Origin of the sequence: Klebsiella sp. CTHL.F3a (genome assembly GCF_019890895.1) — a bacterium.
Taxonomy (GTDB): Bacteria; Pseudomonadota; Gammaproteobacteria; order Enterobacterales; family Enterobacteriaceae; genus Klebsiella; species Klebsiella grimontii.
Window position 1 is genome coordinate 162,192 of record NZ_CP082360.1, and the last position, 12,965, is coordinate 175,156.

The 12,965-nt window shown below is 56.4% G+C and carries 13 protein-coding genes; 5 read left to right on the forward strand and 8 right to left on the reverse strand.

What is annotated here, in order from left to right:
* The first annotated feature begins 54 nt into the window (after positions 1 to 54).
* Entirely contained in the window at positions 55 to 876 is an 822-nt protein-coding gene (cysE, locus tag K7H21_RS00780) for a serine O-acetyltransferase (RefSeq protein ID WP_004106845.1), read from the forward strand.
* Positions 877 to 981: 105 nt separating this feature from the next.
* Here cysE and trmL read toward each other — a convergent pair whose 3' ends face one another.
* From trmL to K7H21_RS00805, 5 genes are all read right to left on the reverse strand, one after another.
* Entirely contained in the window at positions 982 to 1,455 is a 474-nt protein-coding gene (trmL, locus tag K7H21_RS00785) for a tRNA (uridine(34)/cytosine(34)/5-carboxymethylaminomethyluridine(34)-2'-O)-methyltransferase TrmL (protein ID WP_004126574.1), read from the reverse strand.
* A 115-nt stretch (positions 1,456 to 1,570) separates the two neighbouring features.
* The gene (gene lldD, locus K7H21_RS00790; protein WP_049114117.1) at positions 1,571 to 2,800 is read right to left on the reverse strand and encodes an FMN-dependent L-lactate dehydrogenase LldD; all 1,230 of its coding nucleotides are present in this window, start codon (positions 2,798 to 2,800) and stop codon (positions 1,571 to 1,573) included.
* Complete coding sequence (gene lldR / locus K7H21_RS00795; RefSeq protein ID WP_004126569.1) at positions 2,800 to 3,573, reverse strand: transcriptional regulator LldR; 774 nt, start codon at positions 3,571 to 3,573, stop codon at positions 2,800 to 2,802. The genes lldD and lldR overlap by 1 nt, the downstream gene beginning before the upstream one ends.
* The gene (gene lldP, locus K7H21_RS00800; RefSeq protein WP_112166025.1) at positions 3,570 to 5,225 is read right to left on the reverse strand and encodes an L-lactate permease; all 1,656 of its coding nucleotides are present in this window, start codon (positions 5,223 to 5,225) and stop codon (positions 3,570 to 3,572) included. The genes lldR and lldP overlap by 4 nt, the downstream gene beginning before the upstream one ends.
* A 346-nt stretch (positions 5,226 to 5,571) precedes the next feature.
* Entirely contained in the window at positions 5,572 to 5,934 is a 363-nt protein-coding gene (locus tag K7H21_RS00805; protein WP_004126558.1) for a YibL family ribosome-associated protein, read from the reverse strand.
* A gap of 274 nt (positions 5,935 to 6,208) precedes the next feature.
* On the opposite strand from K7H21_RS00805, the gene K7H21_RS00810 reads away from it, so the two are divergent.
* Positions 6,209 to 6,433 carry a hypothetical protein gene (locus K7H21_RS00810; RefSeq protein ID WP_004126554.1) on the forward strand — a complete coding sequence of 75 codons (225 nt, stop codon included), beginning with the start codon at positions 6,209 to 6,211 and terminating at the stop codon, positions 6,431 to 6,433.
* Here K7H21_RS00810 and mtlR read toward each other — a convergent pair.
* From mtlR to K7H21_RS00825, 3 genes are all read right to left on the reverse strand, one after another.
* Positions 6,422 to 7,018 (reverse strand): mannitol operon repressor MtlR, encoded by a 597-nt coding sequence (gene mtlR, locus K7H21_RS00815; RefSeq protein ID WP_004137764.1) that lies wholly within the window; start codon positions 7,016 to 7,018, stop codon positions 6,422 to 6,424. The genes K7H21_RS00810 and mtlR overlap by 12 nt on opposite strands.
* Positions 7,015 to 8,163, reverse strand: a complete 1,149-nt coding sequence (gene mtlD, locus K7H21_RS00820; protein ID WP_049114683.1) for a mannitol-1-phosphate 5-dehydrogenase — start codon at positions 8,161 to 8,163, stop codon at positions 7,015 to 7,017. The genes mtlR and mtlD overlap by 4 nt, the downstream gene beginning before the upstream one ends.
* 125 nt (positions 8,164 to 8,288) lie before the next feature.
* Positions 8,289 to 10,199, reverse strand: coding sequence for a PTS mannitol transporter subunit IICBA (locus K7H21_RS00825; RefSeq protein ID WP_049114682.1), 1,911 nt, complete (start codon positions 10,197 to 10,199; stop codon positions 8,289 to 8,291).
* Between the two features lie 535 nt (positions 10,200 to 10,734).
* Here K7H21_RS00825 and K7H21_RS00830 point away from each other — a divergent pair.
* The 3 genes from K7H21_RS00830 (at position 10,735) to K7H21_RS00840 (ending at position 12,946) form a co-directional block, all read left to right on the forward strand.
* Entirely contained in the window at positions 10,735 to 11,106 is a 372-nt protein-coding gene (locus K7H21_RS00830) for a DUF3302 domain-containing protein (protein WP_004126542.1), read from the forward strand.
* A gap of 3 nt (positions 11,107 to 11,109) precedes the next feature.
* Positions 11,110 to 12,246, forward strand: coding sequence for an HlyD family secretion protein (locus tag K7H21_RS00835; RefSeq protein WP_024359733.1), 1,137 nt, complete (start codon positions 11,110 to 11,112; stop codon positions 12,244 to 12,246).
* 91 nt (positions 12,247 to 12,337) lie between these two features.
* Positions 12,338 to 12,946 carry a glutathione S-transferase gene (locus K7H21_RS00840; RefSeq protein WP_004126536.1) on the forward strand — a complete coding sequence of 203 codons (609 nt, stop codon included), beginning with the start codon at positions 12,338 to 12,340 and terminating at the stop codon, positions 12,944 to 12,946.
* Positions 12,947 to 12,965 lie beyond the last annotated feature (19 nt).

Here is a 12,965-nt window from a genome sequence, read left to right on the forward strand (position 1 = left end):
TGACCCGGCCAGCAAAGAACTGGCCGGTCATTATTATATCGTCTGGAGTCAGCAATGCCGTGTGAAGAACTGGATATCGTCTGGAATAATATTAAAGCCGAAGCTCGGGCTTTAGCTGACTGTGAGCCGATGCTCGCCAGTTTTTACCACGCCACGCTACTCAAGCACGAAAATCTCGGCAGCGCCCTGAGCTATATGCTGGCGAATAAACTGGCTTCTCCGATCATGCCCGCCATCGCGATTCGTGAAGTGGTGGAAGAGGCCTACGCCGCCGACCCGGAAATGATCGCCTCCGCCGCCTGCGATATTCAGGCGGTTCGTACCCGCGACCCGGCGGTGGACAAATACTCGACGCCGCTGCTCTATCTGAAAGGGTTCCACGCGCTGCAGGCCTATCGTATCGGCCACTGGTTGTGGAATCAGGGGCGTCGGGCGCTGGCGATCTTCCTGCAAAATCAGGTTTCCGTATCGTTCCAGGTGGACATCCACCCGGCGGCGAAGATTGGCCGTGGCATCATGCTTGACCACGCGACGGGTATCGTCGTCGGTGAAACGGCGGTGATTGAAGACGATGTGTCGATTCTACAATCCGTGACCCTTGGCGGTACCGGTAAAACCAGCGGCGATCGTCATCCGAAAATTCGCGAAGGCGTGATGATTGGCGCCGGGGCGAAGATCCTCGGCAATATCGAAGTCGGACGCGGGGCAAAAATCGGCGCGGGTTCGGTGGTGCTACAGCCGGTGCCGCCGCATACCACCGCCGCAGGCGTTCCCGCCCGCATCGTGGGCAAGCCGGAGAGCGATAAGCCAGCGATGGATATGGATCAGCACTTTAACGGCATACACCATACCTTCGAGTACGGCGACGGTATCTGATTGATTTCCCGGAGACGATGCTGCGCATCTATCCGGGCTACAAAACAGAGCGCTGTCCGGTAGCCCGGACAGGTCCTACGCGCCGCAATTCTGGAATCGCTCAGGCTAGCTGCGCAGCACCGCTCCGGGATAGCCCAGCTGGCGCCAGGCTTCATACACCACCACCGACACCGCGTTCGACAGGTTCATGCTGCGGCTGTCCGGCATCATCGGAATACGAATTTTTTGCTCTGGCGGCAGGGCATCGAGAATGCTGGCCGGCAGGCCGCGGGTTTCCGGGCCAAACAGCAGAAAATCGCCATCCTGATAGCTCACCGCGCTATGCGCCGGGGTCCCTTTGGTGGTCAGGGCGAACAGACGCTGCGGCTTTGCGCTTTCAATAAAAGCGGCGTAATCACGATGGCGCTGGACGGCGGCGAACTCATGGTAATCCAGCCCGGCGCGGCGAAGACGCTTATCATCCCAGGCAAAACCCATGGGTTCGATAATATGCAGATTGAAGCCGGTGTTAGCGCACAGGCGGATGATATTCCCGGTATTTGGCGGGATTTCTGGTTCGAATAAGACGATGTTCAGCATACTGCCCCCTTAATTGCGGGGGGCAGAATAGCAGATATTTGGTTAACCCTCACCCCGACCCTCTCGCGGAAAGGGTGCGGGAGAAAACCGGCGCCGGCCTGTGAGCCCGATGGCGTTAACCCGCCTGCCGGACGTTTCCCTCTCCCTGGGGGAGAGGGGTCACTGCCGGGTTTCCTGCTGCGATCGTATCAAAGGTCCGCAGCGCATCGGCGTTTTGCACTAAAGATTCACGGCTGATTTCGCCGATAGTTTTCGCGCCGGTCAGCGTCATCGCCACCTTCATCTCTTTCTCGATCAGGTTCAGCAGATTGGCGACACCCTGCTTGCCGTGGGTGGCGAGCGCATAGAGGTATGCGCGGCCCAGCAGCACGCTGTCGGCGCCAAGGGCGATCATGCGTACGACATCGAGACCGTTGCGGATGCCGCTATCGGCGAGGATGGTAATGTCGCCTTTAACCGCATCGGCAATCGCGGGCAGGGCGCGGGCGGAAGAGAGCACGCCGTCAAGTTGGCGGCCGCCGTGGTTGGAAACCACGATGCCGTCAGCGCCGAAGCGCACCGCGTCGCGGGCGTCTTCCGGATCGAGGATCCCCTTGATCACCATCGGACCGTCCCAAAAGTCGCGGATCCACTCAAGGTCTTTCCAGGAAATCGAAGGATCGAAGTTATTCGCCAGCCAGCCGATATAGTCCTCCAGACCGGTTGGTTTGCCGAGGTAGGCGGAGATATTGCCCAAATCGTGCGGCCGACCGTTTAATCCGACGTCCCATGCCCACTGAGGATGAGTCACCGCCTGCCAGTAGCGGCGCATTGCCGCGTTCGGGCCGCTCATCCCGGAGTGAGCGTCGCGATAGCGCGCGCCGGGGGTTGGCATATCGACGGTAAAGACCAGCGTTGAACAGCCCGCCGCCTTCGCCCGCTCCAGCGCATTGCGCATAAAACCGCGGTCGCGCAGGACGTATAGCTGGAACCACATTGGGCGCTTAATGGTCGGGGCGACCTCTTCAATCGGGCAGACGGAAACGGTAGAGAGGGTAAACGGAATACCTTTTTCATCCGCCGCGCCGGCGGCCTGCACTTCACCGCGGCGGGCGTACATCCCGCACAGTCCAACCGGCGCCAGGGCTGTCGGCATCGCCAGCTTCTCGTTGAATAAGGTGGTTTCCAGGCTCAGGTCCGACATATTGCGCAGAATACGCTGGCGGAGCGCGACGTCGGACAGGTCCTCAACGTTGCGGCGCAGGGTGTGCTCGGCGTAAGCGCCGCCGTCGATATAGTGGAACAGGAACGGTGGCAGGATACGCTGTGCGGCGGCGCGGTAGTCGCTGGCGGCGGAAATAATCATCACAAGTTCTCCCTGGAATTTTCGTTATGGTCACCGGGCAGGCGGGTAATTCGCGCCTGGCGGGCCTGGTCTTCATCAAAGCGTTTGATCGTGGCGTGAACAAAGCCCAAATGGGCCATCATCGCCTTTCTGGCACCTTCCGGGTCACCGGCGATAATCGCCTCCATGACCGCCTGGTGCTGTTCGGTCAAGCGAGCGAATACCGGCGGGACGAGATACATCCGCTGGCGGCTCTCCTTGACTGAGGACTGTAAGAGGTCGAAAAAACCGCGCATGGTTTGCAGCAGCACCACGTTGTGCGAGGCTTCGGCAATCGCCAGGTGGAAGCGGACGTCGGCCTGCGAGGCCAGGTCCGGATCTTCGCTTTGGGTGGCTTCAAAGCAGAGGCGGATTTTCTCTTTTTCGGCATCGGTTGCCCGCATTGCCGCATGCCAGGCGGTACTGGCTTCGATGGCGTGACGGGCTTCGAGAATATCAAAGCTGTAATCGGGGTCGTCGGAGAGCAGCGTCTTCAGCGGCTGGACGATGTTTTGCTCCGACCACGCTTCATGCTGCCAGCGCACGAAGGTGCCCCCGCCGCGACGACTGAGCAGCACCCCTTCGTTGACTAACATCGCCAGCGCTTCGCGCAGGGAATTGCGCGATACGCCCAGCTGCGCCGCCAGCTGACGTTCGGCGGGCAATCGCATGCCCGCCTCCAGCTTTTGTTCTTCAATCAGCGCCCGCACGCGACGGGCTACATCGTCGGCAAGGCGTTTTGGCATCACTATCACGGGATCATCCAGGTTAAGACGTAGGCCTGCAGGGTGGTGATCACGCCGACCATGCAGGTGAAAATCAGACTATGTTTCACGGTAAAACGGAACAGGTCCGACTCCTTCCCAACCAAACCGACCGCCGCACAGGCGATGGCGATGGACTGTGGGGAGATCATTTTCCCGGTCACGCCGCCGGTGGTGTTGGCGGCGACCAGCAGGATATCGGAGACGCCAATCTGCTGGGCCGCCGTCGCTTGTAGCGCGGCAAACAGCGCGTTCGACGAGGTATCCGAACCAGTCAGGAATACCCCCAGCCAGCCGAGGAACGGCGAGAAGAAGGTAAACGCATGGCCGGTATGCGCCAGCGCAAGGGCCAGCGTTGAGGATAGACCGGAATAGTTAGAAATAAAGGCGAACGCCAGTACCATGCCGATGGAGTAAATCGGCAGCGCTAGCTCTTTCAGTGTGCTGCCAAAGGTCGAGATCGCGTCCTTCGGCTTCATGCGCAGCCAGACGATGGAAAGCAGCGCGGCGAATAGGATGGCGGTGCCGGTGGCGGAGAGCCAGTCAAACTTATAGACCGCGGCGTAAGGCGTGGCTTCGTTGACCACCGGCGGCATGCGGGCCACCATTTTGTCGAGAAACGGCACGGAAATATTAATCACAAAATCGTACATCGCACCGCCCGGGGCGAACAGCGCTTTGAACGGCGGCACGCTCCACAGGGTCACGGTTGCGGTCAGAAACAGGAACGGCGACCACGCGCGAATCACCTGTCCCGGCGTGTAGCGGGTGCGCGCCAGGTTCATATCGACCTGCGATGCGCCCATATCGCCGAAGCGGAAGATGCGAACCGGCTGCCAGCGTTTGAGGAACAGCGTCAGGCAGACCAGCGATACCAGTGAAGAGATAATGTCCGGCAGCTCCGGGCCGAGGAAGTTAGAGCTGAGGTACTGAGCAATCGCGAAGGAGCCGCCGGCGACCATGACTGCGGGCCAGGTCTCTTTAATGCCGCGCCAGCCGTCCATAATCGCCATGATCCAGAACAGCACGATGATGGTCAGGAACGGCAGCTGGCGGCCAACCATCTGGCCGATTTCGAAACTGTCGAGGCCCGTCACCTGTCCGGCGACCAGAATCGGAATGCCCATCGCGCCAAACGCGACCGGCGCGGTGTTAACGATCAGACAGAGGCCTGCCGCATACAGCGGGTTAAAGCCGAGCCCCACCAGCAGCGCTGCGGTGATGGCGACCGGCGCGCCAAAACCGGCGGCCCCTTCGAGGAACGCGCCGAAGGAGAAACCGACAATCAGCATTTGCAGACGCTGATCCGGGGTGATTGACAAAATCGATGAGCGGATAATGTCGAACTGCCCGGTTTTCACCGAGATTTTATAGACGAAGACCGCAGCGATAATAATCCACGCGATTGGCCACAGGCCGTAGAAGAAGCCGTAGATGACGGAGGCCAGCGCGTGGTCAACCGGCATTTTGTAGAACAGCAGAGCGACGGAGAGCGCAATGAGCACGGTCCAGGTCGCGGCAACGTACCCTTTCAGCTTGAGCTTTATCAGGGCAAAAAAGAAAAACAGAATCGGTAGCGATGCGATAAGACTCGATAGCCAGATGTTGCCGGCCGGATCGTAATTTTGTTGCCAGAGGTTCATGCAGGTCTCCATCGGGCCGTTATGATGCCGTGCTGAGTCTTGCGCTCTTAGCAGGTCACATCATTTGTAAAATTGGCCCAGCCAAATTGCGATTGTAGGATTAACGACAACGAATGGTTAATCAAATGTTATTGATGAGCAATATGTCTGTGACGAAAAATGATGGATATGTGAACCATTGGGCGATTTAAGAAATAATTGGTAGGGCCAGTTGGGGCGATGAATAGCGTTAGAAACAGAATAGATCCCGGAGGCGATGCTGCGCATCTGTCCGGGCTACCATCTCGCAGACGGCGGTGAACCCATAGCCCCGGTAAGGCGTTAGCCGCCACCGGGGACGACAGGATTAGAACGCGGTTTTGGCGAAGCCGGTCATCTCTTTGAGGCCCATTTCGCGACCCAGCGCGGTCATCGGGTGAACAACAACCAGACCGCGCACGCTTTTCTTGAGTTTGCCCATATCGGCCTGCTCTTTTTTGGTGATGGCGCGGCGATGCGGCATGTCCATCAGCTTTTGCGCTTCTTTGCTCAGCTTCTGGCCTTGAATCTCACGCAGGCGGATGATTTCTGCCTCAATGGTGGTTTTTTCTTTTTCCAGCTCGGCGTATTTTTCTGCGGCTTCAACCAGGGACAGATCGGCCTGCTGGTGGCGGATGGCGTCAAGACGATCGCTCAGACGTTTAATTTCGTTTTTTTCGACTTCTTTCATGATGGCTTAATCTATTAAGAAAGGGGCATTATCAGACTATAGTATGTGCTGTCGCTTGGGTTGTGGGTAGTAATTTATCAAAACGTCGCCGTTTTTTGGTCATAACAGCCGTAACGGCATTCAATAACCTATTGAACATAAAAATCATTTTTAGCCAGAGTTGGCGAATATTCATTTCTGTGAAGCCTGTCGGTCATTCAGCACGTTTTCCTCATCTGAAAGCCTGTTTTTGGCTAATCCTTAATAAGATCATTCCCGAGCAGAGGAGAGCGTGATGGCGAAAATCGGCGACGGCGTACCGCGCATTATTGATAAGGCCGTAGATTTTATGGCTTCAAGCCAGGCTTTTATGGAATATCTGAAAAAATCTCCGCGTTTGCAGCATATACCGCCGGATATTCCGGCTGATAAAGAAGCGCTATTTCTGCGGCGTCTTGAGTATTATCGTCAGCTTTATCGGCCGACGTGCGACCAGCAAGAGCCAGAATCAGAGCGTTGATTTTTGAAAGGCTTTTTTTAAGCTGATTTTAGAAATCAGCTCGGTCAGAGATAGCATCATTGTCGAACGTACGACCTGCTGGTAGCGCAGCTTTTGCATTGCCAGCAGGTCCGCATCGCTCTCATCAAATAGCGGCGTTGGCGGCAGAGCGGCTACGCAGTGCAGTTCGCCAAACGGTCCAAGGATCTCATCGTCGGTAAAGCTGTACTCATTACCGTCGTGGTTCAGTTCTTCGCGCAGGGCCATCAGCAGTTCAGCGTCTTCATATTCGGCGCGGCTAATCACCCCAAGGCCGTAAATCAGCTTCAGGCGTACAGAAAGGTCGCCAAGCGGCCCGTCGCCGTCCAGCAACGGCTCCACTGCGTATTTCACCGCGTAGTCGTCTTTACGGAATACCTGAAGCACCAGAATATTGACCGCTTCCGTCAACAGTTCAACGGTGGCGATCAGGAAGCTTCTTACGGTTTTGCCAGCATTCAGACGTTCAAGCACACGGTTTTCAAATGCCTGTGTTTCTTCCATTATTGCCTGCATATCTGACATGAGTAATGGGCGCGGTTCGGACCGCGCCAGGTCTTGCCTCATTTGGTGGCGCTGTAGTCGTTAACGGCCTCCGCCACCACTTCGCTTGCCGCGTCCAGACCCGAAATCTGCGCCAGCGCAGCCTGCGGACCTTTCTCGGCAATCAGCGCCGCCAGTTCCTGCGCCTGCGGGTCCTCTTCGCTGCGGAAATGCATCGCCGCGGCGATCCCTTTCACCAGATTCCGATGCGGCAGGCCATATTCCAGCGTGCCGAGCAGCGGCTTAATTAAGCGATCCCCCGCGCTCAGTTTGCGCAGCGGCTGGCGGCCAACGCGCTCAACGTCATCTTTCAGATACGGGTTCTCAAAACGACCAATAATTTTCTGGATGTATGCAGCGTGCTTTTGCGCATCAAAGGCATAGCGTTTGATCAGCACCGCGCCGCTCTCTTCCATTGCCCCTTTGACCACAGCGCGAATATTCTCATCAAGAATCGCGTCGCGAATCGTCTGGTGGCCCGCCAGTTTTCCGAGGTAGGCGGTTATAGCATGTCCGGTGTTTAAGGTGAATAGCTTACGTTCGACAAATGCCATCAGGTTATCGGTTAATTCCATACCTGGGATGTTCGGCAGTTCGCCTTTGAACTGGGTCTTGTCGACAATCCACTCGCTGAAGGTTTCCACGGTGACTTCCAGCGGATCGTGAGTGGCGGAAGCGGACGGCGGAACGATGCGGTCAACGGCGGAATCAACGAAGCCGACGTTGGCTTCAACCCAGGCTTTATCCTCTTCGGCCAGGGCGTTAAAAACGTGGCCCTTAAGCTGGCTGGTGCCGCGAACCATATTCTCGCAGGCGATGATATTCAGTGGGGCCGTAACGCCCTGGGCCTTGCGTTTAGCCAGGCCTTTGGCAATCGCCGGAGCGATGCGCTCGAGCACGACCGGGCCGACGGCGGTGGTCAGCAGATCCACGTGGGCGATCAGCTCCACGACTTCATCGCCGATGCTGCTGACGGCATCAACGCCGGAAACGGTATCAACCTGCTCGTTCTCGCCGACTACGTGAACCTGATAGCTATGACGGGCATTCAGGGCATCAAGAACGACCTGATTTACATCCGCAAACGTCAGCTGTATCCCCGCGTCCGCCAGCAGTTTGCCGATAAAGCCACGACCGATATTACCTGCGCCAAAATGTAATGCTTTCATAGTATTAACCTTAAATTAATGTTTTTACCTGAGAGGGCTGGGGTGAGGCTTTTCCCTCACCCAAACCCTCTCCCCATGACTAAGGAGAGAGGGGGGCGTTTCCCGGCGCACCGCCGGGAGACAAATTACCCTTTCAACAGCGTCAGAACTTCTTCAACGCTGGTGGTTTTCGTCAGACGCTCAATCACAGATTCATCGTCCAGCGCGTTCGTCAGGCTGGTAATGACCTGAATATGCTCGTTATTACGAGCCGCGATACCGATAACCAGGCGAGCCACCTCGTCCTCTTCTTCGCCGAAGCGCACGCCTTCGGGATACTGGCAGAAGACGATGCCGGTTTTCAGGACGCGATCTTTCGCTTCAATCGTGCCGTGCGGTACCGCGATAGACTCACCCAGATAGGTGGAGGTCAGCTTTTCACGGTCCAGCATCGCCTGGACGTATTCCGGCTCAACGTAGCCGCCTTTCACCAGCTGCTCGCCGGCAAACAGAATCGCTTCTTCTTTGGTCGCCGCTTTACGACCGAGGAAGATGTTCTCCGCGCCGAGTTTGAACAGGTTGGTGTCAGCCGCCTCGAAGCTGTCTTTCAGGCTATCGCGGACTTTCTCTTCGTTGTCAGTATGGCGCTGCGCCGCAACCAGACGTTCAGTCAGGCTGGTGTACAGGCCGCTGTCGAGGAAGTTAGTCAGCGAAATATGCTGCGCCTGCGGCACCTGACGCATCGCCCGCTCGGTCAGATCGCGGTGGGTGATGACCAGGTCCACATCCGGCGGCAGGTTGTTAATCGCACAGTTAGTCACGGAGATATTGCTCAGCCCGGCATCCTGCACTTTCTTACGCAGCACGCCTGCGCCCATGGCGCTGGAGCCCATACCGGCGTCGCAGGCGACGATGATTTTACGTACGTGGCTCAGGTCGTTCGCGACATCGCCAGCGGCCAGCGGAGTAGCGGCGCCTTTGGATTCGGCTTTCATATCGTGCATGCGACGGGTCGCGGCTTCGATATCATCTTCTTCTTTCACTTTGCTGGTTTTCAGCAGAACCGCTGCGACCACGAAGGAAACGGCCATCGCGGCGACAATCGCGGCGATATTAGCGAAGTAGGCGCCCTTCGGCGTCATCGCCAGCACGGCCAGGATGGAGCCCGGGGAAGCCGGAGAGACCAGACCGCCGTTAAAGATGGTCAGCGTGAACACGCCGGTCATCCCGCCGAGGATAACGGCCAGAATCAGGCGCGGGTTCATCAGCACGTACGGGAAGTAAATCTCGTGGATACCACCGAGAAAGTGGATGATTGCCGCACCGCCCGCAGACTGTTTGGCGCTGCCGCGGCCGAAGAACATATACGCCAGCAGGACGCCCATCCCCGGACCTGGGTTAGCTTCGATCAGGAAGAAGATCGATTTGCCCAGCTCGTGGGATTGCTGAATACCCAGCGGCGAGAAAATACCGTGGTTAATGGCGTTGTTGAGGAACAGGATTTTCGCCGGTTCAACAAAGATAGACGCCAGCGGCAGCATCTCGTGCGCCACCATGAAGTTAACGCCTGCGGCCAGAATTTTCGACAGGACTTCAACCGCCGGGCCAATGCCGAGAAACGCCAGAATGGCGAGGATCATACCGATGATGCCTGCGGAGAAGTTATTCACCAGCATCTCAAAACCGGATTTGATCTTACCGTCTACCCAGACGTCGAATTTTTTAATTGCCCAGCCGCCCAGCGGGCCGGCGATCATGGAGCCGAGGAACATCGGCATATCCGCGCCGACGATAACGCCCATGGTGGTAATCGCGCCGACCACGCCGCCGCGCTCGCCGCCAACCAGCTTACCGCCGGTATAACCGATCAGCAGCGGCAGCAGATAGGTGATCATCGGACCAACCAGCTTCGCCAGCGTTTCGTTCGGTAACCATCCTGTCGGAATGAATAGAGCGGTGATAATACCCCACGCGATAAACGCGCCGATATTTGGCATCACCATATTGCTGAGGAAACGACCAAAGCTTTGCACTTTGATCTTGATATCGGATGACATAAAACACCCCTTCTTCTGTTTTTGCTATCGGCAGGCTGAAAGCCCGAGGCTTGTTGTTAATAAGGCGGCAGAGGTAGCCGGGCCCTGAGTGATAGTGCGAAATCTGGCACTGAATCGTTAAGCTGTCCAGTCGATGGATTTTTATGTGATTTGGATCACATGAATATAGGGCGATGACGGTCTTTTGTAGTGATCCACATCACAAAATGGATGTGTAAAAAAACAACAGACCGGGTTTTAAGGGGGGATAATGCATTTTTATGTGATGAAAATCACAAATTTAATTTGGCACTTTGTTATTTATCTGTGATGTTTATCACAAAATATTTTCACCAGGATTTAGCCTGGTGTGATCTCGCGCAGGTTATGCCGCGTTCCGCTTGCTGATACGTCACTCAGTAACGCGATAGCTTAAAGAACATTTTAGTCGTCAATGGCGAAAATGATACGGGTGAATTATGCTCATTTTGTCGGCCCATTTTTCATCCGGCCCGGCACACATCCTGAAAATAATTAGCGTAAATCCGAGGAAATTATGTTTCTCAATTATTTTGCGCTCGGTGTTCTGATCTTTGTATTTCTGGTGATTTTTTATGGAATCATCATTCTTCATGATATTCCTTACCTGATCGCGAAGAAACGTAATCATCCGCATGCCGATGCGATTCACGTCGCGGGCTGGGTGAGCCTTTTTACGCTGCACGTCATCTGGCCGTTTTTATGGATATGGGCCACGCTTTACCGGCCAGAACGCGGCTGGGGTATGCAGCATCGGCGGGACGAGACGCCGTCTGAGGCGGTGGAAGAGGGGGACGAAATCAGCGAACTGCGCCAGCGGGTTATCGCGCTCGAGCAGCAAATAACCGGTCTTAGACCGTCAGCTCAACCTCCTTCGGTGGAGAAATAACTCATGGATCTGCTAATTATTTTGACCTATGTGGCAATTGCCTGGTCGATATTTAAAATATTTAAGATCCCGGTAAATAAATGGACGGTTCCCACCGCGGCGCTGGGCGGCGTATTTATTGTTAGCGCGCTTATTTTATTAATGAACTATAACCACCCGTATACCTTTACCGCGCAAAAAGCGGTTATTTCTATTCCTATTACGCCGCAAGTCACCGGGGTGGTCAGCAGCGTCACGGATAAAGCAAATCAACGGGTTAAAAAGGGCGAGGTGCTGTTTACCATCGATCCGGCGCGTTATCAGGCCCGGGTGGACAGGCTGCAGGCCGACCTTGTTACTGCGCTGCACAGCATTAATACCCTTAAAGCCCAGCTTTCTGAGGCTCAGGCCAATACCACGCGCGTTTCGGCGGAGCGCGACCGTCTGTACAAGGATTATCAGCGCTACCTGAAAGGAAGCCAGGCGCGGGTCAATCCGTTTTCTGAAAGCGATATCGATAATGCCCGGCAAAACTATCTGGCGCAGGATGCAATGGTGAAAGGGTCTGTCGCGGAGCAGGCACAGATCCAGAGCCAGCTCGACAGCATGATAAACGGTGAGCAGTCGCAGGTGGTGAGCCTGCGCGCGCAGCTGGCGGAGGCGAAATATAACCTCGATCAGACGACCGTGCGCGCGCCCAGCGATGGTTATATCACCCAGGTGTTAATTCGTCCTGGGACCTATGCCGCCTCGCTGCCGCTGCGTCCGGTGATGGTCTTTATCCCCCAGCAAAAACGGCTGATTGTGGCGCAGTTCCGGCAAAATTCGCTGCTCAGGCTGGAGAAGGGCGACGATGCTGAAGCGGTGTTCAACGCGCTGCCGGGACAGGTCTTTCGCGGCAAGCTGGTTAGCATCCTGCCAGTCGTGCCGGGGGGAACATACCAGGCGCAGGGCACGCTGCAGGCGCTGACGGTGACGCCGGGCACCGACGGCGTGCTGGCGACCATTGAGCTGGAGCCTGATGCCGCCGTAGACGCCCTGCCTGACGGCATTTACGCCCAGGTGGCGGTCTACTCCGATCATTTCACCCACGTTTCGGTGATGCGCAAGGTGCTGCTGCGGATGACCAGCTGGATGCACTATCTCTATCTGGACCATTAGCGGGGTCGGTCCGGCATGAGGTGATTTCTCTCTCTGCTATTTGCCTGCGTCTGCGCCATACTTACTACTTTGTTGGCGAAAGGAGCAGGCAATGAAACTGATCGGCAGCTACACCAGTCCCTTTGTGCGCAAAATTTCCGTCATATTGCTGGAAAAAGCGATCCCCTTCGAGTTCGTCAACGAATTCCCTTACCACGAGACCAACGGCGTGGCGCAGTATAATCCGCTGGGAAAAGTACCCGCTCTGGTCACCGACGACGGTGAATGCTGGTACGACTCGCCCATTATTGCGCAATATCTGGAGCTGCTCGGCATCGCGCCGGATATGTTGCCTGTGGCACCGAAGGCCGCGCTGAAATTGCGTCAAATTGAAGCGCTGGCTGATGGCGTGATGGAGGCTGCGCAAACGCTGGTACGGGAGAAAACGCGCCCGGCGGCCCAGCAGTCGGAAAGCGAACTGCTGCGCCAGCGCGAAAAAATTGCGCGCGGGCTTGATGCGCTGGAAGGGTATGCAGGTGACGGGACATTACGTCCTGATGAGGTCAATCTGGCAACCATTTCGACCGCCTGCGCCATTGCTTATCTCAATTTCCGTCGCGTCGCGCCGGGCTGGTGCGCTACTCGACCGAAGCTGGTTCGGCTGGTGGATTCCCTCTTTCAACGCGCCAGCTTTGCGCGCACTGAACCGCCGGTGAGTTGACCCAGACAGGTAACAGTTT

Excerpts from the sequence above, each read along its gene's own strand:
- cysE (WP_004106845.1), top strand. The coding sequence starts at position 55 with ATGCCGTGTGAAGAACTGGATATCGTCTGGAATAATATTAAAGCCGAA.
- mtlR (WP_004137764.1), bottom strand. The coding sequence starts at position 7,018 with ATGAGGCAAGACCTGGCGCGGTCCGAACCGCGCCCATTACTCATGTCA.
- trmL (WP_004126574.1), bottom strand. The coding sequence starts at position 1,455 with ATGCTGAACATCGTCTTATTCGAACCAGAAATCCCGCCAAATACCGGG.
- K7H21_RS00840 (WP_004126536.1), top strand. The coding sequence starts at position 12,338 with ATGAAACTGATCGGCAGCTACACCAGTCCCTTTGTGCGCAAAATTTCC.
- K7H21_RS00810 (WP_004126554.1), top strand. The coding sequence starts at position 6,209 with ATGGCGAAAATCGGCGACGGCGTACCGCGCATTATTGATAAGGCCGTA.
- lldP (WP_112166025.1), bottom strand. The coding sequence starts at position 5,225 with ATGAACCTCTGGCAACAAAATTACGATCCGGCCGGCAACATCTGGCTA.
- K7H21_RS00835 (WP_024359733.1), top strand. The coding sequence starts at position 11,110 with ATGGATCTGCTAATTATTTTGACCTATGTGGCAATTGCCTGGTCGATA.
- K7H21_RS00805 (WP_004126558.1), bottom strand. The coding sequence starts at position 5,934 with ATGAAAGAAGTCGAAAAAAACGAAATTAAACGTCTGAGCGATCGTCTT.
- mtlD (WP_049114683.1), bottom strand. The coding sequence starts at position 8,163 with ATGAAAGCATTACATTTTGGCGCAGGTAATATCGGTCGTGGCTTTATC.
- K7H21_RS00830 (WP_004126542.1), top strand. The coding sequence starts at position 10,735 with ATGTTTCTCAATTATTTTGCGCTCGGTGTTCTGATCTTTGTATTTCTG.
- K7H21_RS00825 (WP_049114682.1), bottom strand. The coding sequence starts at position 10,199 with ATGTCATCCGATATCAAGATCAAAGTGCAAAGCTTTGGTCGTTTCCTC.
- lldD (WP_049114117.1), bottom strand. The coding sequence starts at position 2,800 with ATGATTATTTCCGCCGCCAGCGACTACCGCGCCGCCGCACAGCGTATC.